Below are 24,055 nucleotides of genomic sequence, written 5' to 3'. Positions count from 1 at the left end.
CTTTTGAATGACGACACGCATCAATTTACACAGGTTATTCTGTCCAAACCCACAAAAGCGATACCTCTATAAATCGCATGGCGAGCGTCACTCAACAGAATTCATCACCAGCATGGCATTGCCTGCACGCAATGTGTCATCGTCCTTTCAGACTTACTGAAAAGCCAGTCGGAGAGGCGAAGCGTGATAATTGCTGGCATGAGAACTTGTGGAATTAAGGGAATCACACCATGGCTCCATATTGGTATGTATCAGGCTTTTTACTGTTGCTTTCGCTGTTTGAAATAGCGCTGAAAAAAGACGAACGCACAAACTATATTCTGACCTGGCTGCTCTGTTTTGCTGCCGTGACACTGATTATTTTCGGGGGAATTCGCGGCCTCGGCACCGGCATGGATGACTTTCAGTACCGGAGCTTCTTCGAAGACTTTATCAGGCGTATCGAGATCAACGGCTTCTTTAATACCGTTGCGTTTTTCCGTTACGAACCGCTGATTTTTGCGCTGGCCTGGATTACCAGCCTGTTTTCGCACAATGCCAGCATCTTCCTGTTTGTCTTCTGCGCCATTGCTGTTTCTATCAATACTTACTTTTTCCGGAAGATGTCACCCTATCCGGTGCTGGCGCTGGTGCTCTATTCAGCGCACATCTTTATCAACAAAGACATTAACCAGATTCGCTTTGGCCTGAGTTCTGCGCTGTTCCTGGGCGTCCTCTGGTCGATCTATCTCAAGCGCTACTGGTGGGCTTTTGCCTTCTTCATTCTGTCGTTCACGAGCCATAACACGGGTGTCATGGTAGTAACCCTGGTGCCGTTCCTGTTTATTCGTGACTGGCGCTGGTGGCCGGTAATTATCATCGTTGCCAGCTTGCCGCTATCGGTAGTGGGCGGTTCCAGCTTTATTGCATTGATTGCCGGACATCTGGGATCGCTGGGCGAGAGGGCATCGGGCTATAACAATGACCCATCCTACGCAATGGGTGGCAGCATCCTGGCCGTATCGAACCTGAAGAACATCATGCTGGTGTTTGTATTCTTCTACTTCATGCTGACCGATGAGCTGAAGCGCGAAAATTACGCCCAGTATCGCCTTAACTATCTGCTGATTCTGAGCTTTGCTATCGGCGGTGCGATCAGGATCTTCCTGTACAACTTCCCGTCAGGTTCGCGCCTGTCCAACTATTTGCAACAGGTCGAGCCGATCATCCTGACCTCACTGATTTATCAGGCCAGGCGATCGTGGAAGCCAGCGCTGTACGCCATGCTGGTTTTCTTCCTGCTCTATTACCTCTACTACAACACCATTTCTACCAAGCAGGCGGTTACCGGCTATGAAGTGGCAAGAGAGTTTTTGCTGGTCCACTAATTAACCCGCGTCCGGCCCCTCGTGAAAAGCTTCGCGCGGGGCCGTTTGTCGGTAAGAACACAGGTTTTTCATCGACCGTTGTCGAATGAACTGTTTATTTTTGAACAATTTTAATGAGGTGCTGGCAATGAAGGACATTCGTTTCTCCATCGTAATTCCGGCTTATAACGCGTCAGAATCGATTGTCACGACGCTGGATTGCGTTAAAGCACAAACGTATCGCAATTTTGAAGTCATCATCGTGGATGACAAATCGGCGGATGCCGCGGCGCTGGCGGATGTGGTCCGCAGCGAACGCTACCAGGATCTCGACATCAATCTGGTGCTCTCGGAGGTCAAACTCAACGGCGCCGGTGCGCGTAATAAAGGCATTGAGCTGGCGACCGGTGATTATGTCAGCTTCCTTGACGCCGACGATGAGTGGGCCGCGGACAAACTGCAGCAGGTGAGTGAAAAAATTGCTCAGCTGGAAGCCCAGGGCAAACAGAACTTCGTCATTTTCAGCCAGGTGAACATTTATCAGGACGGCACGTTCCTGAAAGTGATGCCAATGCAGCCACCGGGCAAAAATGAAACCGTCGCCGAGTATCTGTTCGGCTGTTACGGCTTTATCCAGACCAGCACCATCGTGCTGAAGCGCGAAGATGCGGCGAAGATTCAGTTTGATACCCGCTACATCCGTCATCAGGATTATGATTTCTGCATTCGTGCCGATCGCATGGGCTACGATTTTGTGATGATCGCCTCACCGCTGGCCAACTACCATCTGGTCACGAAATTTGGCTCGAAACACAAAGGCGAATCGGTGAACTACTCGATGTTCTGGCTCGATAGCATGAAGCCGCATCTTACCCCGCGTGATATCCACACTTACAAAGCCTTTAAGCTGCCGCTGCGCTACAAGATGGATGGGAAGTCGCTGATGGCGAGCCTGAGCTTTGCTCGCTACTTCTTCCTCACCAACAAAGACAACCGTGCTTATTTCATGAACCGGGTTAAAGACAAGGTCAGAGCACGTTTCGGCGGTGAGAAAGCGATCTCCTGACGCGCACTGCGCCTCGCTCTGCTCCTGATTGTCAGGAGCACCTCTCTTTTTGATTAATTCAGGGTTGAAGATGAATACTTCTGTTGGAACCGTTGGCATTGTCATGCCTATGTATAATGCCCGTCAGACGGTGTTACGCGCTGTGCAATCGGTTATCAATCAGCACTATACCGACTGGCACCTCTATCTGGTCAACGACAAATCCACTGATGACTCGCTGGCGTTTGTGCGTGAGCACTGTCAGGATCCGCGCATTACCATTCTGGATAACGCGGTCAACATGGGTGCAGCGGAGACCCGCAATGTGGGACTGCGTGCAGCGACTGAAGAGATTATTGCGTTTCTCGACAGCGACGATGAGTGGCATGCGGATAAACTGACCCAGCAGGTTGCCGCCATTGCGGCCGGTGATGATTTTGTGATTACCGAATATCACTACAAAACCCGCAAAGCTGAGCACGACATTACCTACGGCAAACCTTACCTGCAGCAGGAAAACTTTGTGAAGAAACAGTATCGCGTCTGTTTCTCCTCTGTCTGTTTCCGCCGTCCGCCGCAGGGTCTTTTCTTCCAGCGCAAAGGGCACGAAGATTTCCTGTTTTTGTATGAATTATTCACCCGCTATAAGCAGGCACGCGTAATTCAGACGATTCTGGTCAACTATTACGAATTAGGCGATTCCCTTTCGCGTAATAAGAACAAAGCTGCCCAGTGGCACCTTGAATTATTAAGAATTATCTATAAAAACAATCCGTTAAAAATCTATTACTATTACGCCTGGTATATGGTGAATGGTGTGCTATTTACCCTTAAGCATCGTTAAGCCTGTCGGCAGGATTGTCTTTAAAATTTAAGGTGGATAGCGTTTCATGAAAAAAATTGTCCTGGTGATCAAAGATGCTTATTCGTATGCAGGCACCGAGAACATCTGTAACTTCATGTCAGAGTGTCTTGGCGAAACACATGAAGTCACCATCTACTCGCTGGAAGGCAGCGGTAAAACCTTTTATCCGTTTGAGCATGTCAAACAGATCGTCAGCTTCGAAGGGCAGAGCAACCCGATTAAAAGCGCGGTAGCCCGGATTAACGAAGAGGGTTTCGATACCGTCTTCCTGATCAGCATGGGTCGCCTGAGCGTGATGTTCGCCTTCTGGAATCTGCTGGCTATGAAGAAGAAGCGGGGCAAAGCCTACGCCTGCGAACATATCGCTATTAACTCCTTCAGCAAACCGATTAAGTTCCTCAAGTTTCTGCTGCTGCGCTACTACGACCGCGTGATTGTTCTGACCGAAAAAGATCATCAGGTGTTCAGCCGCTGGCGCATTCCCAGCAAGCCAATCCCAAATCCGGTGGTTTACAAAAACTATCTGCGCCAGACCCGTCATCGTCAGGCGCTGGCGGTCGGACGTCTGGATAACCAGAAGGGCTTTGATCTGCTGCTGGATATCTGGCGCGACTTCGCCCGCAACCATCCGGACTGGACGCTGGTGATTGCCGGTGACGGCGAACTGCGTCAGCAGCTGCACGACCAGGCGGCCGTGCTGGGCATTACTGACAGTGTGAAGTTCGTTGGCAAGGTCAGCAATATCAACGACTACTATCGCGACAGCGATATGGCGCTGATGACCTCGCGCTATGAAGGCTTGCCACTGGTGCTGCTGGAAGCCAAATCCTGGTCACTGCCGGTGGTTGCCTATGACTGCCCGACCGGACCGCAGGAGATCATCAACCACGGTGAAGATGGTTTCCTGGTGCCGATGAACGATAAAGCCACGTTCCTGGCGCGAATGGAGCAGCTCGCCAGTGATGACGCACTGTTCTATGCCATGAGCGGAAAAACCAAACAAACCGCGCTGAAATTCGACGGTAACCAGATTAAGCAAAGCTGGCTGTCATTGGTTTAAACGGAGCTGGAAAAGCTCACTTGCGACGTGCCTCAGGGACACCGCCATGGCCAATGGCCTTATTGACTACGGGAATTGATGCATGAAAAGAAGAGAAGTTTTACAGACCGCCGCCTCCGCTCTGGTGGGGGCTCTCTCCGTGAGCACCTTTTCCAGCTACGCTGCAAAAAGTAACGGTATTGCCCTGAAACCGGTTGATGCTACTGACATTCCTAAAGGCGACGTGCCTATCCTGACGCCGGAAAATGTCTACGCCATGCCACCGCAGTTCTGGCAGGGCTTTGAGGGCAAACTCTGGATTGGTAAAGCCGGTGTGGATGCCAGCAAGCCAGGCAACCAGATCCCGGTTTTCCTGCGCGATGCCAGTGGCAAAGTGTCAGAGATTACGCAGCCTATCGCGCTGAACAAAGGCAACTTTGCGCAGTTCATTCAGGATAACGCTGCGCTGATTGCCAATCCTTCACATTCGATGACGGTCGAGGACAGCAGCGGTCAGACGCTGTTTAACATCGCCGATGTCAGTCGTCCAGGCCCTGCAGATTTCAGTCAGCGTCTGGCGCAGCCAGCGGGTTATCAGCTGATTGGTGAGATTCCGTCCGTGGCGGAGTTACGTAAAACCCGTCCGCTGTTTGAAGGGGCCAAGGTTAAGCTGAAAAGCTGGCATGAAGGACGGGAAGTCGGCGGCGGCGAGTTTGTCGGCAGCTTCCAGCCCGCTCAGAATGATGGCGGCGTAAACTTTTCCGGCGAGGGCTTCTCCTGGCGTCGCGTCGTAGACGATTTTAACCGCCTCACGCTGTTTGATTTCGGTGCGATTGCCGATGGCAAAACCGACACGGCACCCGCCATTATGGCGATGTTCGAGTGGTCACAGCAGGCTAACCAGCAGATCTGTGTCCAGTTCCCGGCCGGTACCTTCATGGTCTCCGCCTGTAATCTTGGTACTAAATATCTCAACTTCTTCCGCATGTCCGGTGCGATGGTGAACTTCGGCTACTTCCCGGCGACCACCATTGTCTCGGATGGTAAGTCTGAGTTCGTCTTTGAGATGAATGCCCGTCGTGTCGAGCTTTCCAACCTTAATTTCGTCGGCAACACCGATAAGAGTCCCAACCAGCAGGGCTTTTTCCATAACAACTGCCCTGGCGGACAATATTTCCGTGGTGCCTGCCTGCGCTTTAATGCCGTTGGCGGCACCGCCATCAGCCTGCAGGATACCCTCGATTGTAAGATCGACCAGTGGTACGCCTCACGCTGTACCGGTGATGTGATCAAATCGGGCTGGTCAGGTCAGAAGCAGGGCAAATGGGACCACAGCACCGCAATTGAACTGTCGAACTTCAATGCGCAGTATTGCCGTGGCGGCAAAGTCCTCAACCTGCCGCGTTGCGGCCAGTCGATTATTCATAACGGCTGGATTGAGCACTGTGACAACCCGGGCGATCTTTCCAACGGTCAGTGGATCGTCGATGCGCTGAGCCTGGAGGATTGTAAGAATCCGCTGATCGCGCACAACACCCGTCTGAATATGCGTCAGACCAGTCTGCAGTCAGGGAGCTGGATCGACAACTCCATGCAGGGCGACCGTCTGCTCAGCATCTGGGAAATGGGATCGACCCGCGTCGAATCTTATGGCGTCGCGCTGGATGGCAGCCTGAAGTACAACTACATCACCTCGCGCTGGCGTTTAGAGAACAACACTAACCAGGAAACCTGGTTTGATCTCGGCAGCCTCTACTCACCGACGGTGGGGGATTCGTGGGAGATTGAAATCTTTGGACAGTCGCAGTTCAGCAACGGCAGTGGTGATAAGCCGCTGATGAACCTGATCGGTGACAAGACCACCGGCGGCCGCGCGGTGATCCACGTGCAGCGCAAGAAAGACCTCTCAGAAGCGAGCTGGTCGGCCGAAGGCAGCAGCCCGATAGTTGATGTTCGCTATGTGGCTGAGCATGACACCGATGTGCATATCTACGTCAAACTGGCGGGCTGGACGCCGTCAGCCGCGGTGCTGGTGAAAACCACCGGTAAAGATCGCTTTGTGACTGGCCGCTGTGCGCGGGTCAATGCGGTCATGGAGAAGGGCAATCCCCCATCGGGCGACGCAACCAAACGTGCGCCGCAGCGCTTTAGCCTGCACAACGGCAAAGCGGGTGTGGGTGCCAACGAGCAGGGCGATCTGCTGATGGCTTCCCGCCCGCTCTCCGCCGATCAGGTCGATACCAGCAAGCCGGAAGGCTTTGTTTCCGTGGTCATCAACGGCAAACAGGTCGCACTGCCTTACTTCGCGATTAAGTTGTAACACCTTGACGGCCGCCACAATGGAGGCGGCCGGTTTTAACAGGAGCTGTACCTTTGGGTGCGTTATCCCGTAAAGCATTACTTTAATCAGAGTTCATTTTGCCCATTTCGGATCTGGGCGGCTTTCAGAATTAAAAAAATTCATTCGGAGTTGTTATGAAAATTTTATTGGTGGGTAACCATACGTGTGGGAATCGCGGGGATGGCGCGATTCTTCGTGGACTGATTGATTCAATGAGGTCTGCACGCAGTGATTTAGACATTGACGTTATTAGCCGTTATCCAACCAGCTCCGGTTATCTGCTCCAGCAGGATATTCAGCAGGATGCGCTGTATCTGCACAACAGCAAGTCAGGTAAAGGTCTGGTCGGTTCGTTTAAGCGTAAAGTCGCGAACCGCCTGATGCCCGATATCATGATGGCGCATTTGGGCAAGGGCGGGATCTTTAAGTCTTTCTCTGTTCCGCCTCACCTGAAAGCGTTTACGGAAAGCCTGGCAAAATATGATGCCATTATTCAGGTTGGCGGATCCTTCTTCGTTGACCTCTATGGCGTGACCCAGTTCGACCATGCGCTCTGTGCGCTGATGGCGAAAAAGCCGATCTACCTGATCGGTCACTCGGTGGGGCCATTCCAGAACCCGCGCGTCAATGCGCTGGCGAACTTTGTCTTTGATCGTGTCGACAGCCTGGTGCTGCGCGAGTCGGTCAGCCTTGATCTGATGAAGCGCGACGGCGTGACCAGCTCTAAAGTGGCATCGGGTGTGGATACCGCTTTCCTGGTGCGTGCGCGGGAAGTCGAAAATCCGAGCCACAACCTGCTCTACTGGCAGGGCATTATCGATGGACGTAAAACCATTGCGATTACGGTGCGTGAACTGGCGCCGTTTGATAAACGTCTGGGTGTCACACAGAAAGAGTATGAAGCGGCGTTTGGCCGGGTAATTAATGCCATGATCGCTGAAGGCTATCAGGTCGTGGCGTTCTCAACCTGTACCGGCATCGACAGCTATGCCAAAGATGACCGCATGGTTGCACTGACGCTGCGTGACCACGTGACGCAGCCTGAACATTACCATGTCATCATGGATGAGTTTAATGACCTGGAACTGGGCATCCTGCTGAATCACTGCCATCTGACCATTGGTACCCGCCTGCATTCGGCGATTATCTCCATGAACTTTGGCACCCCGGCTGTGGCGATCAACTACGAGCACAAGTCGATGGGTGTGATGAACCAGCTTGGTCTGCCGCAGATGGCAACCGATGTGAAAAGCCTGATGGATGGCTCGCTGATCGACAAGGTCAAAACGGTCCTTGCCGATTACGACAACATCAAGCTGAAGGTCGACACGGCCGTTGCGAATGAAAGGGAAATTGGCAATCGGATCACTGAAGAGATTCTCAAAGTATTAGGGTAATGTGATGAAACTGACTTTTTTCACCATGCGTTTCCCGGTTGCCTCTGAGACATTCGTACTAAATCAGGTGACCCATTTTATTGATGCCGGTTACGAGGTGGAGATCATTTCAGTCTTTCCCGGCGATTTAGTGAACCGGCATGCCGCGTTTGATGAGTATGGTCTGGCGGCGAAGACGCACTATCTGCTGCCAGAAGAGAAAGTCTCGATTGTTGATAAGCTGAACCAGCGTATCAAACTGGTACTGCCGAAAGTGACGAAGCCGTCGCTGCTGCGTTCGCTGAATGTGCGCCGTTATGGCGCGCAGTCCAGCAAACTGCTGCTGCCGTCGATTGTGGCGAATGCAAAGCAGACCTTCACCGCAGATGTGTTCCTGGTGCATTTCGGCTATGCCGGTGCGCTGGCGAACAAGCTGCGTGAGCTGGGCGTGCTTAAGGGTAAACAGGCGACCGTGTTCCATGGCGCCGACATTTCCCGTCGTCACATTCTGGAAGAGCACAAACTCGATTATGTGAATCTGTTCCGCCAGAGTGAGCTGATGCTGCCTATCAGCCATCTGTGGGAGAACAAGCTGATCGAGATGGGCTGTCCGCCGGAAAAAATTCACGTGACGCGTATGGGCATTGAGCCGGAGAAGTTTAAATTCCAGCCGCGCCAGGCGTTTCAGACGCCGCTGCGTATCGTTTCGGTGGCACGTCTGACCGAGAAAAAAGGCCTGGATGTGGCGGTCAAAGCCAGCGCCATCCTTAAGCAGCGTGGCGGTCAGTTTCAGTACACCATTATCGGCAACGGCGATCAGGATGAGATGATGCGTGATTTCATCGCCCGTGAGGGGATGGAAGATTGCGTCTGTATGCCGGGCTTTAAACCGCAGGAGGAGATCCGTCGCGCGCTGAGTGAGGCTGACATCTTCCTGCTGCCATCCAAAACCGCCGCAGATGGCGACATGGAAGGGATTCCGGTCGCGCTGATGGAGGCGATGGCGGTGGGCCTGCCGGTGGTCTCAACTTTCCACAGTGGCATTCCGGAGCTGATTGAGAACAACGTTTCTGGCTGGCTGGTGGAAGAGGACGATCCTGAGGCGCTGGCGGAAACGCTGCTGAAGCTCTCTCAGGGCGAAGTGGATGTGGCGCCGGTCGTTGCGGCCGCACGCCACAAAGTTGAGACTGAATTCAATCAGCATATCGCCTACGGCGAACTGGCACAGATTCTGGAGCGACTGGTGTGAGTGGATTTAAGTCACAGGCGATTTGGCTGTTCGGCAGCACCTGCTTTTCTGCGGTGCTGCAGGTTGCACAGCTGAGCTTTCTCGCCCGCAAACTGGAAACCCACGAGCTGGGGCTGCTAGCCATCATCAACGCCATTCTGGCGGTGGCGGGTGTGCTGCAGGATATGGGGATGAGCAGTTATCTGGTGCATCGCCAGAACATTACCCGTCGTGAGCAGAGCACCATCTACTGGGTGAACGTCTCACTCAGTTTATGCACTGGTCTGATCATGCTGCTGATCGCCTTCCCGGTCTCCTGGTTCTATCATCTGCCGGAGCTGGTAGGGCTGATCATGCTGACCAGCCTCAACTTCCTGGTGCTGGGGCATCTGTCGCAGTATCAGGCGCACTACATCAAAACCAAGCGGATGGTTTCGCTGGCGAAGATTGAGATGGGCACCAAGCTGTTTGCCTTCCTCTGTGTCGTGGCGATGCTGGAGTTCACCTCCCTGACCGTCGCGGCGGCGATTCTCGGTCTGTTTATCAACGCCTTTACCCGCATCCTCTGCATGATTGCGCTGGGTGAGAAGTCATGGCGTCCGACCTGGGAGTTCGACAAAGCGACTTTTATCGGTGCAATTCGCTACGGCAGTTATCAGCTCGGCTCGCAGACCATTAACCAGCTGCGTACACAGGCCGATGCGCTGGTGGTGGGTAAAGTGATGGGCGCCGAGATGCTGGGCGTCTATTCGCTGGCGAAAGAGCTGGTGCTGCAACCGCTGAAGCTGGTAACGCCGGTGATCAACCGTCTTGCACTGCCGCGCTTTGCTGAGAAGCAGCACGATGCCGAGCAGTTGAAGAAGCTGTTCCTGAAGGGCACTCTGGGAATCATGCTGTTCAGCAGCGCGATGTACCTGGCGATCGGCATCCTGTCACCCGTCATTGTGCGTGTCCTGTATGGCGCGTCGCATGAGCAGGTCTATCACCTGATTCCGCTGATGCTACTGTTTGGTATGCTGCGGCCGATGGGCGGTCTTACCGGGGCGATTTCGCAGGCTAACGGACGGACCAACGTTGAGTTCTACTGGAACATTGTGGCGAGTATTGTGGTTCTGGCGGTGCTGGCGACCACCTTTATCTGGCCGAACGTGCTCTATGTGGCGCTGACGCTCTCCATCTCGCAGATCCTGATCTCGGCACTGGCTCATCCGTTCTTCATCAAGCCGGTCATTGGCATTCGGTTTATTCCCTATGCCCGGCAATGGGTGGCGGTGTCGGTGGTATTTGTCGGCATCATGTTGCTGGTAAATCACTTTAATCTGTTTGTGATGCCAGAGTGGTTTGAAGGCTGGCTCTGATTACTGCGCAGATATATCAACGGGCGACCTCAGGGTCGCCCGTTTTCATTTATGGCTGGTCTCAGCCCTGCAACGAATAGTGCTGTAGATCACAGTGGCGATATTCGATTACTGTTTGTCTTTACTCAGTTTATGCCGTCGCTGGCAATGGGCAAAATGCCGAATTTCCAAGTTATGACAGAGAGTTACTGTCCGCTTTTCAGATAAAGATTATACTTGCTCTTCCGGCCGATCCTGCATAATCGACCCACATCTTCATTTTATTAAACGGAATAAATATGACCAAGCTTAAAGCAGTAATCCCGGTTGCGGGCCTCGGTATGCATATGCTCCCTGCGACTAAAGCCATTCCGAAAGAGATGCTGCCTGTCGTCGACAAACCGATGATCCAGTACATCATTGACGAGTGTGTTGCCGCAGGTATTAAAGAGATTGTGCTGGTCACGCATGCATCTAAAAATGCGGTAGAAAACCACTTCGACACCACCTATGAGCTGGAAGCGCTGCTTGAAGCGCGCGTGAAGCGTCAGCTGCTGAGCGAAGTGCAGTCTATCTGCCCGCCAGGCGTAACCATCATGAACGTGCGCCAGGCGCAGCCGCTGGGCCTGGGCCACTCCATTCTTTGTGCCCGTCCGATGATTGGTGATAACCCGTTCGTCGTCGTGCTGCCAGACGTCCTGCTGGATGACTCTACCGCTGACCATATGCGTTATAACCTCGCAGCGATGGTTGCCCGTTTTGAAGAGACCGGCCACAGCCAGGTCCTGGCGCAGCATATGCCAGCGTCAGATCTCTCTGAGTACTCCGTCATCACCACTGAAGAGCCAATCGATCACCCAGGCGACGTGAGCACCATTACTGGTTTCGTTGAGAAGCCAGAAGATACTGCAGGCCTGAGTTCTGACCTGGCTGCGGTAGGCCGCTATGTTCTCTCTGCTGATATCTGGGCGGAACTGGAGCGCACTGAGCCAGGCGCGTGGGGTCGTATCCAGCTGACCGATGCGATTGCCAGCCTGAGCAAACATAAAGCCGTTGATGTTTCGCTGCTGACCGGTCACAGTTTCGACTGCGGTCGTAAACTCGGATACATGCAGGCGTTTGTCTCTTACGGACTGCGCAGCAACGCGCAGGGTCGTGATTTCCGCGAAGCTATCCAGACCATCCTCGCAAAACAAAAGTAAACCATTCGCCGCGTTCTGCGCGGCTGATTGAAAGGAGCTCACATGGCAATTTTGGTAACGGGCGGAGCAGGGTACATCGGCTCCCATACGGTACTGGCGCTGTTGCAGCGCGGTGATGATGTTGTGGTTCTGGATAACCTCTGCAATGCCTCTCGCGAAGCAATTAATCGCGTTGAGAAACTGGCGGGTAAAAAAGCGACCTTCGTAGAAGGCGATATCCGTGACCGCGCCTGTCTGCGTGACCTGTTCGCATCCAACAGCATTTCAGCCGTAATCCACTTTGCAGCGCTTAAAGCGGTGGGTGAATCGACCCGCATGCCGCTGGAGTACTACGAGAACAACGTTGCGGGCACCGTGGTGCTGCTGGAAGAGATGCGCAATGCCGGCGTCTGGAACTTCATCTTCAGTTCATCCGCGACCGTCTACGGCGCAGATGCACCGGTTCCTTACGTTGAGACCACCCCGATTGGCGGCACGACCAGTCCTTACGGCACCTCAAAGCTGATGACCGAATTCGTGATGCGCGATTTCGCCAAAGCAGAGCCGAAGTTTAAGTCGATTGCCCTGCGTTACTTCAATCCGGTTGGCGCACATGAGTCAGGCGAAATCGGTGAAGACCCGGCGGGCATCCCGAACAACCTGCTGCCGTACATCGCGCAGGTCGCGATTGGCCGCCTGGAGAAGCTCGGTGTGTTTGGCGGCGATTACGATACGCCAGACGGTACCTGTCTGCGTGACTACATCCACGTTGTTGACCTGGCGGAAGGACACCTGAAAGCGCTGGATCATCTGAGCAAAGTGGAAGGCTACACCGCCTTCAACCTGGGCGGCGGCAAAGGCTTCTCCGTGCTTGAGATGATCAAGGCATTCGAGAAGGCGTCTGGTAAGGCGATTCCGTTTGAGATCAAGCCACGTCGTGACGGCGACCTGCCTGCGTTCTGGGCCGATGCCTCACTCGCTAACAGTACGCTCGACTGGCGCGTGACGCGCGGCATCGATGAGATGATGCGCGATACGTGGAACTGGCAGAGTAAGAACCCGGATGGGTTTCGGTAGTTGAAAAAATCTGCAAACACCCGGCTTTGGCCGGGTTTTTTTTTGCCTGCGTTAAGAGGAATTGAATATTCCTGCCTCCTGTTCTCATCTCAATGCCAGATTGTGACTGTTTGATGTCTCAATACGGAATTATCCTGGTCAGGCTTCAGTCGCGATTAATCACAATACCAGGTAATCCGACTCTGTGAAGAGGCGCAAAGCGTGATTCTCCATACGCTACTATGCTGTTTTGTCATTGATTACATTTATCAATGCAGTGTGGGATCAATGTTTAGTCACTCTTAAGTTTTGTCCGTGGCAATCAAAGATTAGGCATATTATTTTTGCCGCACAAAATGTACTATTTGCAGTTATCCCGGAACCCGTATGCGATTGAATAAAATATAATCAGCGCATCGACAAGCTAATCTGTGAAGGCCAGATCCCTTCACACAGCGCATTGGTTGCTGCAAGCCAGGGGCGGTAGCGTGGCTATTTATTCGTAGTGAATAAAAATTGACCCGCTTATATGCATAGCATGTTTAAATTTGTTAGAGGATGTGGAATGTTACTTCCCGTAATCATGGCCGGAGGAACCGGCAGCCGCTTATGGCCCCTTTCCCGCGAACTTTATCCTAAACAGTTCATCTGTCTGCATGGTGAACACTCCATGCTGCAGGAGACCGTTAATCGTTTGAGCGGCGTCGAAGCACGCGCACCGATGGTCATCTGCAACGAGGAGCATCGTTTCCTGGTTGCCGAGCAGTTGCGACAAATTAACAAGCTATCTCATAACATTATTCTCGAACCGGTAGGACGCAACACGGCTCCGGCTATTGCACTGGCTGCACTAAACGCCGTAGAGCAGGGCGATGATCCGGTTCTGCTGGTGCTGGCCGCCGATCACGTGATTGAAGACCGTGCTGCGTTTCATCAGGCTATCAAAGTCGCTACCGCCTATGCCAAACAGGGCAAGCTGGTGACTTTCGGCATCGTGCCAACGGGTCCGGAAACCGGCTACGGTTACATTCAGCGTGGCGAAGCGCTGCCTGGCGCAGAGAATGGTCCATACCAGGTTCAGCGCTTTGTCGAAAAACCGAACCAGAACACTGCTGAGCAGTACCTTGAATCCGGTGAGTACTACTGGAACAGCGGTATGTTCATGTTCCGCGCTAAACGCTATCTGCAGGAGCTGGAGAAATTCCGTCCGGACATCCTGGAAGCGTGCCGTCGTGCTATGGCCAACGTCAAAGAAGGCAACGATTTCATCAGCATCGATAAAGATGATTTTATCGCCTGTCCTGATGAGTCAGTGGATTATGCAGTGATGGAACAGACCGACGCCGCCGTCGTCGTACCGCTGGCGGCTGGCTGGAGTGATGTGGGCTCCTGGTCTGCGCTGTGGGAAGTCAATGATAAAGATGATCATGGTAACTCCCTGAAGGGCGATACCTTCCTGCACAACACCAAAAATTGCTACATCAACAGCGAAGATCAACTGGTTGCCGCCATTGGCGTTGAAAACCTGGTCATCGTGAATACGAAAGATGCCGTCCTGGTCGCGCGTAAAGATCAGGTTCAGGATGTTAAGCGTGTGGTTGAGTTCCTGAAAAACGAGTGCCGCAGCGAATATCGCCGCCATCGTGAAACTTACTGGCCATGGGGACGTTGTGATCTGGTGGTTAACACGGGTCGCTTCAACGTTAATCGCATTACGGTTAAGCCGGGTGAGGCCTTTGAGCTGCAGATGCACTATCACCGCACCGAACACTGGGTGATCCTGTCAGGTACAGCGAAAGTGACCATTCAGGATAAGACCCTATTGCTGACAGAGAACCAGTCAACCTTTATTCCAATCGGTCACCCGCATACTTTAGAAAACCCAGGCAAGATTCCACTGGAACTGCTGGAGATTCAGTCGGGCTCTTACCTTGGTGACGACGACCTGATTTTGATTAAACAACAGTTTGCAAGTAAGTAAGGACTGACAAGAACATGGCAGCACTGACCTGTTTTAAAGCTTATGACATTCGTGGCGAGTTGGGCACTGAACTCAATGAAGACATTGCCTACCGCATTGGCCGGGCCTATGGCGAATTTATCCGTCCGAAAACGATCGTAGTGGGCGGCGATGTCCGATTAACCAGCGAGTCGTTAAAGCTGGCACTGGCCAATGGACTGCGGGATGCGGGCACTGACGTGCTCGATATCGGTATGAGCGGAACAGAAGAGATCTATTTCGCCACGTTCCATTTAGGCATTGATGGCGGCATTGAAGTGACTGCCAGCCATAATCCGATGAACTACAACGGCATGAAACTGGTGCGGGAAGGTGCGCGTCCGGTCAGCGGCGATACCGGTCTGCGCGACGTTCAGCGACTGGCGGAAGCCAATGATTTTGCTCCGGTAGAAGAGAGCAAACGCGGCGGTTTCAAGCAGATTTCCGTACTGGATGCCTACGTTGATCATCTGATGGGCTACATCGATCTGAAAAATTTCACTAAGCCGATGAAGCTGGTGATCAACTCAGGTAACGGTGCTGCGGGTCATATCATCGATGAGATTGAAAAACGCTTTAAGCAGGCCAATGCGCCTGTATCGTTTATCAAAGTTCATCATGAAGCTGACGGCAATTTCCCGAATGGCATCCCGAACCCGCTGCTGCCGGAGTGTCGTAAAGATACCTCTGATGCGGTGCGTGCGCATCAGGCGGATATGGGTATCGCCTTCGACGGTGATTTTGACCGCTGTTTCCTGTTCGATGAAAATGCTGAGTTCATTGAAGGCTATTACATCGTTGGGCTGTTGGCCGAAGCGTTCCTCAAGAAAGAAGCGGGAGCGAAAATCATTCACGATCCGCGTCTGACCTGGAACACCATTGATGTGGTGACCAAAGCGGGTGGTATTCCGGTGATGTCCAAAACCGGTCATGCGTTTATCAAAGAGCGCATGCGTGAAGAAGACGCGGTTTACGGTGGTGAGATGAGTGCGCACCACTATTTCCGCGACTTCGCTTACTGCGACAGCGGCATGATTCCATGGCTGCTGGTGGCTGAACTACTGGCAGTGAAAGGGGAGACGCTCTCCGGACTGGTTTCGGAAAGAATGAAGGCGTTCCCTTGCAGCGGTGAGATTAATTACAAAGTATCGAATGCAACGTCGGTTATCGCAGCGTTGAAAGCGAAATACCTTAGTTCTGCGATAGCTGAGGATAACACCGACGGTATAAGCCTTGTTTGCCAGGGCTGGAGATTCAACGTAAGAACGTCCAATACGGAACCTTTACTGCGACTCAACGTCGAAACTGAAGGCAATGCTGAAGCCTTGAGTAAAATATTGAAAGAAATCGACGCCGTTATTAAAGCTACGACAGTTTAATTTCACATATAGTTGATAATATTAATTTCCTAAATGATGGGTTTACGAATGACGAACAAAATTGCAATTATAACTGGAATTACCGGGCAAGATGGCGCGTATCTTGCTGAGTTACTTTTGAATAAGGGCTATACAGTTTATGGCACTTATCGCCGTACCAGTTCAGTAAACTTCTGGCGCATTGAAGAGTTAGGAATTAAACAAAACCCTAATCTTCATTTGGTCGAATATGATCTGACTGACCTGTCATCAAGCATTCGTTTACTTCAGCAAAGCAAAGCGACCGAAGTTTACAACCTTGCGGCTCAGAGCTTTGTAGGTGTTTCTTTCGACCAGCCACTGACCACCGCTGAAATTACCGGTATTGGTCCGGTAAATCTGTTAGAAGCTATTCGAATTGTTAACCCTAAAATTCGTTTTTATCAGGCGTCTACTTCAGAGATGTTTGGTAAAGTGCAGGCTATTCCGCAGAAAGAGGACACACCTTTCTATCCGCGTAGCCCATATGGCGTTGCAAAGCTGTATGCCCACTGGATGACCATTAACTACCGTGAGAGCTACAACATTTTCGCATCAAGCGGCATTCTGTTTAACCACGAATCGCCACTGCGTGGACAAGAGTTTGTGACCCGTAAGATCACCGATTCAGTAGCGAAAATTAAGCTCGGCAAACTGGATGTGCTTGAATTAGGTAACATGGACGCCAAGCGTGACTGGGGCTTTGCTAAGGAATATGTTGAAGGCATGTGGCGCATGCTGCAGGCTGATGAACCAGATACTTTTGTCCTGGCCACCAACCGCACTGAAACGGTCCGTGACTTCGTTTCAATGGCGTTCAAAGCTGCTGGCATTGAATTGCGCTTCGAAGGCAAAGATGATCAGGAAGTTGCCATCGATATCGCCACCAACAAAGTAGTGGTTAAGGTCAATCCTAAGTTCTACCGTCCTGCTGAAGTAGAATTACTGATTGGTAATCCACAGCGCGCAAAAGACATTCTGGGCTGGGAACCAAAAACCACGCTCGAAGAACTGTGCGCGATGATGGTAGAAGAAGATCTGCGCCGCAATAAACAAGGGTTCTCCTTCTGATATGACTAATGGCAAAAAAGCTTTGATCACTGGGATCAAGGGCTTTACCGGCCAATATATGGCAGCGGATTTATCCGCTGCCGGATATGAAGTTTATGGTTTCGGTTCAACTCCTGCCCAGAATTCCTCACGTTATTTTCAGGTTGATCTTACCAATCCAGCACAGGTAAAAAATGCTGTTGACAGTATTCAGCCTGACGTCGTTATTCATCTTGCAGCCATCGCTTTTGTTGGGCACGCTGACCCGAACGCGTTCTATAATGTGAACCTTTGCGGTACGCGTAACCTGTTACAGGCGCTTAGCGAATCAGCAAAAATGCCGGACGCAGTTTTGATCGCCAGTAGTGCTAATGTTTACGGTAATAACACACCGGGGAAATTAGCAGAGTCGATTCCTGCCAGACCTGCAAATGACTATGCGGTAAGTAAGCTGGCTATGGAGTATATGACCAGTCTGTTTTATAAAAAATTGCCGATTATTATTACCCGGCCATTTAATTACACTGGCGCCGGTCAGGCAGAAAACTTCCTGATACCGAAAATCGTCAAACATTTTCGTGAGAGAAAAGAAGTCATTGAACTGGGCAACATAGATGTATGGCGTGATTTTTCTGATGTGCGTGACGTCGTTAAAAGCTATTCAGCGTTACTTCATTCCCACTCATCTGGTCAGACTGTCAATGTTGCCTCAGGTAAAATGCATTCATTGAGGGAAGTCGTTGATCTCTGCCAATCCCTGACAGGCCATGATATTAAGATTGAAGTTAATCCTGATTTTGTCCGGCCAAATGAAATAAAAGAACTTTGTGGCGATATCACTTTGCTCAGTAGCTTAGTCGGTGAGACTTCGTCTAAAATCCCTCTTAGAGATACCCTGAAATGGATGCTGGAAGCAAAGCAATAAACGTCGTTTATTCTACGGACTGTATTAAATATCCTTTAACTGGTATTGGCCGTTATGCGTTTGAGCTTGCTAAACAGCTTCAGGAAAGAGAAAACGTCGCGCTGACCTTTCTTCATGGTACGAAGACTCGCGACTCACTGGCTGTTGCGAGTGAGTCTGCTCAGTCGGTTCAATCTTTTAAACGCAAATTACAAAAAAGTAAAACTGTAAGTGAAATATATCGCCTGACTTTTCCGGTAATGAAGATGATGGCGTTGAGAAAATTTAAGAGTCATATATTTCATAGCCCAAACTATTACTTACCTCCTCGCGTGAACCACTGTGTTGCCACCTTTCATGATCTGTCTGTGTTCCACTGGCCGCAATTTCATCCGGCTGGCCGTGTTCATCTGATGCAAAAAGAGTTAAGGAATTCCGTTTCGCGTGCGTCGATGTTGATCACTGATTCGTGTTACACAAAGAACGAGTTAATTGATTTCTTTGGCATTGAAGATAATAAAATTACCGTCGCTCCTCTGGCCTGCAACGAACAGTTTCATCCTCGTGATGAAGCAGAGACCCAGCAGGTGCTTGAAAAGTATAATCTGAAGTGGCGACGTTTCTTTCTTTATACCGGTACGATTGAACCAAGAAAGAATATATTGACGCTCTTGCAAGCCTATGATCGTCTGCCCGCTCAGGAAAAATCCGCCTTCCCGTTAGTCATTAGTGGCTATAAAGGTTGGGAAAATGAACAACTCTTTAAACTCTTCGATAAAGGCGAGAGAGAAGGGTGGTTAAAATATTTAGGTTTTGTACCTGGTAAAGATCTGCCGCTTTTATTCAGTGCTGCAACGAGTTTTGTTTTCCCTTCCATCTATGAAGGTTTCGGTTTACCAGTACTTGAAGCAATGGCATCAGGAACGCCTGTGATTTGCTCAAATGCAACGTCACTTCCGGAAGTCGCTGGAGATGCAGCATTAATGCATGAGCCTCAGGATGTTCATGCTTTGACAACTTACATTCAGATGATGATTGAAAGTGCAGATGAAAAGCGCCGTATGATTGATACGGGATTAGCGCGTGCCCGCGAATTTTCATGGTCACTGTGTGCCGATAAAACCATTGAAGCTTATGAGCAGGTCGCAAAATATATATGATTAAAGTTTTACACTGTTATAAAACCTATTACCCTGATACTTTCGGTGGTATTGAGCAGGTAATTTATCAGCTTTCTGAAGGCGGTATTAAGGAAAATATAGAATCCGTAGTGTTCACCCATAGTCCAGATTTCGAAAACAAAAAACAATCACTGGATAATCATCATATTTACCGGGTAAAAACGCAGTGTGAATTTGCCTCCACACCCTTTTCCTATGCAGCCATAAAGGAATTCAGGGAGCTGGCTCAGGATGCGGATATCATCCATTATCACTTCCCGTACCCCTTTATGGACTTTATGCATTTTGCTGCTGGCATTAAAAAGCCATCAGTAGTGAGTTACCATTCAGATATCGTTAAGCAGAAGGTGCTATTAAAGCTTTATACGCCGTTGATGAATCGCTTTCTTTCCAGTGTTGATCGCATCGTTGCTGCGTCGCCAAACTATGTTGAAAGCAGCCCGGTACTCCAGCAGTTCAAAGACAAGGTTGAAGTTATTCCTTACGGTCTTGATAAACAGTTTTATCAAAACAATGACCCTGCCGTTCTGCACAAATGGCAGGCAAGATTTCCGGATGGCTTCTTCCTGTTTATTGGGACATTTCGTTATTACAAAGGCCTGCATATTCTAATCGAGGCGGCAAAAAACAGCCATTACCCAATCGTCGTGGTTGGTGCTGGTCCGATTGAGGCTGAGCTCAAAGCGCAGGCACAGCAATTAGGTGTGGACAATATTCATTTCCTGGGCGCGCTGGAAGACAGTGAAAAATCTGCCTTACTGCAGCTGTGTACCTGTCTGGTTTTCCCGTCTCATTTACGTTCAGAAGCTTTCGGTATCTCTTTGCTGGAAGGGGCACTCTATTCAAAACCGCTGATTTCCAGCGAAATTGGAACCGGGACGACCTTTATCAATATTGATCGTGTCACCGGATTAGTGGTCCCGCCATCCGATCCCATAGCGTTACGACAGGCGATGGATGAAATCTGGCAGAACCCTGAACTGGCCATGACCTATGGTGCGGCTGCACTGGCGCGCTTTGAATCCCTTTTTACAGCAGATAGAATGATTCAAAGCTATACAAAGCTTTATAAATCCTTGTTAAGTGTGTGATTTTTTTTCAGAAAATTTCATCCCTGCGACCGCACCATTCATTACCTTTAATTCGCTATCCTGAGTTAACATACTGATCACTTACGAAGTGGTGTTACGGGTAACACCATGCGAGACCACAGACAGGAGTATGTAATGTCCAAGCAACAGATCGGCGTTGTAGGTATGGCAGTGATGGGCCGCAACCTGGCTCTTAACATTGAGAGCCGCGGTTACACTGTTTCAATCTTCAACCGTTCACGCGAAAAGACTGACGAAGTCATCGCCGAGAACCAGGGCAAGAAGCTTGCTCCTTTTTACACCGTTGAAGAGTTTGTCGAATCGCTGGAAAAACCTCGTCGCATCCTGCTGATGGTTCAGGCGGGTGAAGCGACTGACAAGACTATCGCCTCACTGACTCCACACCTGGATAAAGGCGACATCCTTATCGATGGCGGTAACACTTTCTACAAAGACACCATCCGTCGTAACAAAGAACTGTCTGACCAGGGCTTCAATTTCATCGGTACCGGTGTTTCCGGCGGTGAAGAGGGCGCATTGAAAGGCCCATCAATCATGCCTGGCGGCCAGAAAGAAGCTTACGAGCTGGTAGCACCGATCCTGGATAAGATTGCGGCACGTGCGGAAGATGGTGAAGCCTGTGTGGCTTACATCGGTCCGGACGGTGCGGGTCATTATGTGAAGATGGTTCACAACGGCATCGAGTACGGCGACATGCAGCTGATCGCAGAAGCCTATGCTCTGCTGAAAGGCGCACTGGGTCTGAACAACGAAGAGCTGGCTGAAACCTTCACCGAGTGGAACAACGGCGAGCTGAGCAGCTACCTGATTGACATCACCAAAGATATCTTCACCAAGAAAGACGAAGAAGGTAAATATCTGGTTGATGTGATTCTGGATGAAGCAGCGAACAAAGGCACCGGTAAATGGACCAGCCAGAGCTCACTGGATCTTGGCGAACCTCTGTCACTGATCACCGAGTCTGTCTTCGCCCGTTACCTCTCCTCACTGAAAACGCAGCGTGTTGCGGCCTCTAAAGTACTGAGCGGCCCACAGGCTAAAGCCTTCACCGGCGACAAAGCGGAGTTCATCGAGAAAGTCCGTCGCGCTCTGTACCTGGGTAAAATCGTCTCTTATGCGCAGGGCTTCTCACAACTGCGTGCTGCGTCAGAAGAGAACAACTGGGATCTGCACTACGGTGAAATCGCTAAGATCTTCCGCGCTGGCTGCATCATCCGTGCCCAGTTCCTGCAGAAGATCACTGATGCCTACGCAGCAGATGCTGGCATCGCTAACCTGTTGCTGGCTCCGTACTTCAAAGATATCGCAGATCAGTATCAGCAGGCGCTGCGTGATGTAGTTTCTTACGCGATTCAGAACGGCATCCCGACGCCAACCTTCTCTGCGGCGATCGCTTACTATGACAGTTACCGTTCAGAAGTACTGCCTGCCAACCTGATTCAGGCGCAGCGTGACTACTTCGGTGCGCATACCTATAAGCGTATTGATAAAGACGGTGTGTTCCACACCGAGTGGTTAGATTAATTTCTAACGTAATAATGTGATATACAAAAAAGCACATCTTAGGGTGTGCTTTCGTTTATTGAGGATTAGATTGATGGTTGGTATGGCTCGCACTATATGGCGATACAGAGGCTTTATACTAGGTAATGTCAAAAGAGAGTTTCAGGTAAAATATCAAAACTCAATTCTTGGCGCCGCGTGGAACGTTTTGAACCCACTTGCCATGATTACCGTTTATACAGTGATCTTCTCACAGGTAATGAAAGCTAAGCTGCCAGGCGTTTCCGATACTTTTGCCTATAGCATTTATTTGTGTGCAGGAATACTTACTTGGGGGCTTTTTTCAGAAATAATTGCCAGAGGCCAGAATGTATTTATTGAGCAAGCAAATCTTATAAAGAAAATAAGTTTCCCCAGAATATGCCTTCCTATAATAGTTATAATTAATGGGCTTTTGAACTTTCTTATTGTATTTACATTATTTACTCTTTTTTTAATACTGACAAATGAATTCCCAGGTGTAGTTTTTCTGTCGATAATACCTTTAACGTTAGTGCTTGTGATTTTTGCGATTGGTCTGGGAATTACATTAGGTGTGATGAATGTTTTTTTCCGCGATGTCGGGATGTTATTTTCAATCATCTTGCAGTTCTGGTTTTGGCTAACGCCGATTGTTTACTCTCCAGCAATTCTGCCAGCACAGTTTCAAAATATTATCAGGTTCAATCCAATGCTGGGAATCATTACCTCTTTTCAGAGAGTATTAGTTCAGCACCAATGGCCGCATTGGCCTGATTTAATTTACCCTTTAGCTCTTGGTTTAGTGCTTTGTATGCTTGGCATGCGACTTTTTGTTAAACATTCGGGCGACATGGTGGATGAATTATAATGTCTCGATTAGTTATTGAAAATTTAAGCAAGGCTTATAAACGCTATAACAGCAAACTTGGAAGATTAATTGAATGGATGATTCCATTCGCTGGTCCAAGACACAGTGTAAAATGGATTATTCAGGATATTAATTTTACCGTTGAACCAGGAGAGTCCCTGGGGATAATCGGTGTGAATGGTGCTGGTAAAAGTACCTTGTTGAAAATGATTACCGGCACGACAAAACCTACAACTGGATCAGTCAAAGTAAATGGTCGTGTAGCCGCAATGCTCGAATTGGGGATGGGGTTTCATCCGGAATTTACGGGCAGACAAAACGCATATATGGCTGGTCAGCTATTAGGCATAACTGTTGAAGAAATATCAAGGTTAATGCCCGAGATTGAAGAGTTTGCTGAGATAGGTCCTTATATAGATCAGCCAGTCAGAGTCTATTCAAGCGGGATGCAGGTCAGACTCGCATTCAGTGTGGCGACAATTATCAGACCTGACTTGCTGATTATTGATGAAGCTTTGTCGGTTGGCGATATCTACTTCCAGCAAAAATGTATCGAAAGAATAGAAAAATTCAAAAATCAGGGTACCAGCATTCTGTTTGTTACTCATGACTTTTCTGCATTACATAAAATCTGTGATAAAGCCGTACTGTTAGCCTCTGGTCGCTGCCAGTATATTGGTAAAACAGTAGAGGTTGTCGAAAGATATTATGGATATTTAAACAATAGCAAAGCAGTGGTAAAAGAAGAAAGCCACGTGCAGCATCGATTTGTTCAGATTAATAAGTTCGTTAAAGATGTTATAATACTTAATGAATCAAATGAGCCAGTCAATTGCATGGAAGTAGGGAAGAATTACTCATTTGAAATATCCTGTTCAGGGCTGGAGGAATACTCTGATCCACATGTTGGTTTTCGCATGCAGGACAGGTTAGGGCAGGTACTCTACGAGACTAATACCTTCTGTCAAAAAACTAATCTTGAAAATAAGAAATTTGATCGCATAAAATTCTCTTTTAAAAATAACCTTACCCCTGGTGAATATACACTAGCAATGGGGATTGAGTCAGGTGGGCATGGAGATGGACTTTTTGATACAGTAATATCATTAACCGAAAGAATAATCTCATTTCAGGTAATCGATAACCCAGATATTAATAAATGGGCTGGGATTTTTAATATTGAACCAACAATTTCCGTTAATTAAG

The 24,055-nt window shown here is 49.9% G+C and carries 19 protein-coding genes; all 19 read left to right on the top strand.

Going from position 1 to position 24,055, the window contains the following annotated elements:
• Positions 1-230: 230 nt before the first annotated feature.
• Entirely contained in the window at positions 231-1,367 is a 1,137-nt protein-coding gene (locus ACN1CO_RS08645; protein ID WP_419138620.1) for an EpsG family protein, read from the top strand.
• 127 nt (positions 1,368-1,494) lie between these two features.
• Positions 1,495-2,412, top strand: a complete 918-nt coding sequence (locus ACN1CO_RS08640) for a glycosyltransferase family 2 protein (protein WP_419138619.1) — start codon at positions 1,495-1,497, stop codon at positions 2,410-2,412.
• A 70-nt stretch (positions 2,413-2,482) separates the two neighbouring features.
• Positions 2,483-3,235 (top strand): glycosyltransferase family 2 protein, encoded by a 753-nt coding sequence (locus ACN1CO_RS08635; protein ID WP_008926080.1) that lies wholly within the window; start codon positions 2,483-2,485, stop codon positions 3,233-3,235.
• Between the two features lie 46 nt (positions 3,236-3,281).
• Complete coding sequence (locus ACN1CO_RS08630) at positions 3,282-4,316, top strand: glycosyltransferase (protein ID WP_419138618.1); 1,035 nt, start codon at positions 3,282-3,284, stop codon at positions 4,314-4,316.
• Between the two features lie 82 nt (positions 4,317-4,398).
• The gene (locus ACN1CO_RS08625) at positions 4,399-6,615 is read left to right on the top strand and encodes a phage tailspike protein (RefSeq protein WP_419138617.1); all 2,217 of its coding nucleotides are present in this window, start codon (positions 4,399-4,401) and stop codon (positions 6,613-6,615) included.
• A gap of 155 nt (positions 6,616-6,770) precedes the next feature.
• Positions 6,771-8,033, top strand: a complete 1,263-nt coding sequence (gene wcaK, locus ACN1CO_RS08620; RefSeq protein WP_419138616.1) for a colanic acid biosynthesis pyruvyl transferase WcaK — start codon at positions 6,771-6,773, stop codon at positions 8,031-8,033.
• Positions 8,034-8,037: 4 nt separating this feature from the next.
• Positions 8,038-9,261 carry a glycosyltransferase gene (locus ACN1CO_RS08615; RefSeq protein ID WP_419138615.1) on the top strand — a complete coding sequence of 408 codons (1,224 nt, stop codon included), beginning with the start codon at positions 8,038-8,040 and terminating at the stop codon, positions 9,259-9,261.
• The gene (locus ACN1CO_RS08610; protein WP_031591354.1) at positions 9,258-10,598 is read left to right on the top strand and encodes a lipopolysaccharide biosynthesis protein; all 1,341 of its coding nucleotides are present in this window, start codon (positions 9,258-9,260) and stop codon (positions 10,596-10,598) included. The genes ACN1CO_RS08615 and ACN1CO_RS08610 overlap by 4 nt, the downstream gene beginning before the upstream one ends.
• Positions 10,599-10,876: 278 nt before the next feature.
• A complete protein-coding gene (galF, locus tag ACN1CO_RS08605; RefSeq protein WP_419138614.1) occupies positions 10,877-11,779 on the top strand; it encodes a UTP--glucose-1-phosphate uridylyltransferase GalF in 903 nt (300 codons plus the stop codon).
• Positions 11,780-11,821: 42 nt separating this feature from the next.
• Positions 11,822-12,835: a UDP-glucose 4-epimerase GalE gene (galE, locus tag ACN1CO_RS08600; protein ID WP_419138613.1), complete on the top strand. Its 1,014-nt coding sequence runs from the start codon at positions 11,822-11,824 to the stop codon at positions 12,833-12,835.
• A 544-nt stretch (positions 12,836-13,379) separates the two neighbouring features.
• On the top strand, positions 13,380-14,795 hold the full coding sequence (locus ACN1CO_RS08595) for a mannose-1-phosphate guanylyltransferase/mannose-6-phosphate isomerase (RefSeq protein WP_419138612.1): 1,416 nt from the start codon (positions 13,380-13,382) through the stop codon (positions 14,793-14,795).
• A gap of 14 nt (positions 14,796-14,809) precedes the next feature.
• Positions 14,810-16,192, top strand: a complete 1,383-nt coding sequence (cpsG, locus tag ACN1CO_RS08590; protein ID WP_419138611.1) for a phosphomannomutase CpsG — start codon at positions 14,810-14,812, stop codon at positions 16,190-16,192.
• Between the two features lie 48 nt (positions 16,193-16,240).
• Positions 16,241-17,281: a GDP-mannose 4,6-dehydratase gene (gene gmd, locus ACN1CO_RS08585; RefSeq protein WP_419138610.1), complete on the top strand. Its 1,041-nt coding sequence runs from the start codon at positions 16,241-16,243 to the stop codon at positions 17,279-17,281.
• Between the two features lies 1 nt (position 17,282).
• On the top strand, positions 17,283-18,185 hold the full coding sequence (locus ACN1CO_RS08580) for a GDP-mannose 4,6-dehydratase (RefSeq protein ID WP_419138609.1): 903 nt from the start codon (positions 17,283-17,285) through the stop codon (positions 18,183-18,185).
• On the top strand, positions 18,161-19,324 hold the full coding sequence (locus tag ACN1CO_RS08575; protein ID WP_419138608.1) for a glycosyltransferase family 4 protein: 1,164 nt from the start codon (positions 18,161-18,163) through the stop codon (positions 19,322-19,324). Before ACN1CO_RS08580 ends, ACN1CO_RS08575 begins: the two co-directional genes overlap by 25 nt.
• Complete coding sequence (locus ACN1CO_RS08570; protein ID WP_419138607.1) at positions 19,321-20,436, top strand: glycosyltransferase family 4 protein; 1,116 nt, start codon at positions 19,321-19,323, stop codon at positions 20,434-20,436. The genes ACN1CO_RS08575 and ACN1CO_RS08570 overlap by 4 nt, the downstream gene beginning before the upstream one ends.
• Before the next feature lie 135 nt (positions 20,437-20,571).
• Positions 20,572-21,981 (top strand): NADP-dependent phosphogluconate dehydrogenase, encoded by a 1,410-nt coding sequence (gene gndA, locus ACN1CO_RS08565; RefSeq protein WP_419138606.1) that lies wholly within the window; start codon positions 20,572-20,574, stop codon positions 21,979-21,981.
• Positions 21,982-22,054: 73 nt separating this feature from the next.
• Complete coding sequence (locus ACN1CO_RS08560) at positions 22,055-22,849, top strand: ABC transporter permease (RefSeq protein ID WP_419138605.1); 795 nt, start codon at positions 22,055-22,057, stop codon at positions 22,847-22,849.
• Positions 22,849-24,054 carry an ABC transporter ATP-binding protein gene (locus tag ACN1CO_RS08555; protein ID WP_419138604.1) on the top strand — a complete coding sequence of 402 codons (1,206 nt, stop codon included), beginning with the start codon at positions 22,849-22,851 and terminating at the stop codon, positions 24,052-24,054. The genes ACN1CO_RS08560 and ACN1CO_RS08555 overlap by 1 nt, the downstream gene beginning before the upstream one ends.
• Position 24,055: the final 1 nt, after the last annotated feature.

Origin of the sequence: Pantoea sp. R13S299 (assembly GCF_048515925.1) — a bacterium.
Lineage (GTDB): Bacteria > Pseudomonadota > Gammaproteobacteria > Enterobacterales > Enterobacteriaceae > Pantoea.
The sequence above is the reverse complement of the archived record's forward strand: the minus strand, read 5'-3'. Positions and strand labels throughout refer to the sequence as shown.

What these genes read in the sequence shown, in the direction of transcription:
- ACN1CO_RS08645 (WP_419138620.1), top strand. Translation starts at nt 231, where the DNA reads ATGGCTCCATATTGGTATGTATCAGGCTTTTTACTGTTGCTTTCGCTG.
- ACN1CO_RS08640 (WP_419138619.1), top strand. Translation starts at nt 1,495, where the DNA reads ATGAAGGACATTCGTTTCTCCATCGTAATTCCGGCTTATAACGCGTCA.
- ACN1CO_RS08635 (WP_008926080.1), top strand. Translation starts at nt 2,483, where the DNA reads ATGAATACTTCTGTTGGAACCGTTGGCATTGTCATGCCTATGTATAAT.
- ACN1CO_RS08630 (WP_419138618.1), top strand. Translation starts at nt 3,282, where the DNA reads ATGAAAAAAATTGTCCTGGTGATCAAAGATGCTTATTCGTATGCAGGC.
- ACN1CO_RS08625 (WP_419138617.1), top strand. Translation starts at nt 4,399, where the DNA reads ATGAAAAGAAGAGAAGTTTTACAGACCGCCGCCTCCGCTCTGGTGGGG.
- wcaK (WP_419138616.1), top strand. Translation starts at nt 6,771, where the DNA reads ATGAAAATTTTATTGGTGGGTAACCATACGTGTGGGAATCGCGGGGAT.
- ACN1CO_RS08615 (WP_419138615.1), top strand. Translation starts at nt 8,038, where the DNA reads ATGAAACTGACTTTTTTCACCATGCGTTTCCCGGTTGCCTCTGAGACA.
- galF (WP_419138614.1), top strand. Translation starts at nt 10,877, where the DNA reads ATGACCAAGCTTAAAGCAGTAATCCCGGTTGCGGGCCTCGGTATGCAT.
- galE (WP_419138613.1), top strand. Translation starts at nt 11,822, where the DNA reads ATGGCAATTTTGGTAACGGGCGGAGCAGGGTACATCGGCTCCCATACG.
- ACN1CO_RS08595 (WP_419138612.1), top strand. Translation starts at nt 13,380, where the DNA reads ATGTTACTTCCCGTAATCATGGCCGGAGGAACCGGCAGCCGCTTATGG.
- cpsG (WP_419138611.1), top strand. Translation starts at nt 14,810, where the DNA reads ATGGCAGCACTGACCTGTTTTAAAGCTTATGACATTCGTGGCGAGTTG.
- gmd (WP_419138610.1), top strand. Translation starts at nt 16,241, where the DNA reads ATGACGAACAAAATTGCAATTATAACTGGAATTACCGGGCAAGATGGC.
- ACN1CO_RS08580 (WP_419138609.1), top strand. Translation starts at nt 17,283, where the DNA reads ATGACTAATGGCAAAAAAGCTTTGATCACTGGGATCAAGGGCTTTACC.
- ACN1CO_RS08575 (WP_419138608.1), top strand. Translation starts at nt 18,161, where the DNA reads ATGGATGCTGGAAGCAAAGCAATAAACGTCGTTTATTCTACGGACTGT.
- ACN1CO_RS08570 (WP_419138607.1), top strand. Translation starts at nt 19,321, where the DNA reads ATGATTAAAGTTTTACACTGTTATAAAACCTATTACCCTGATACTTTC.
- gndA (WP_419138606.1), top strand. Translation starts at nt 20,572, where the DNA reads ATGTCCAAGCAACAGATCGGCGTTGTAGGTATGGCAGTGATGGGCCGC.
- ACN1CO_RS08560 (WP_419138605.1), top strand. Translation starts at nt 22,055, where the DNA reads ATGGTTGGTATGGCTCGCACTATATGGCGATACAGAGGCTTTATACTA.
- ACN1CO_RS08555 (WP_419138604.1), top strand. Translation starts at nt 22,849, where the DNA reads ATGTCTCGATTAGTTATTGAAAATTTAAGCAAGGCTTATAAACGCTAT.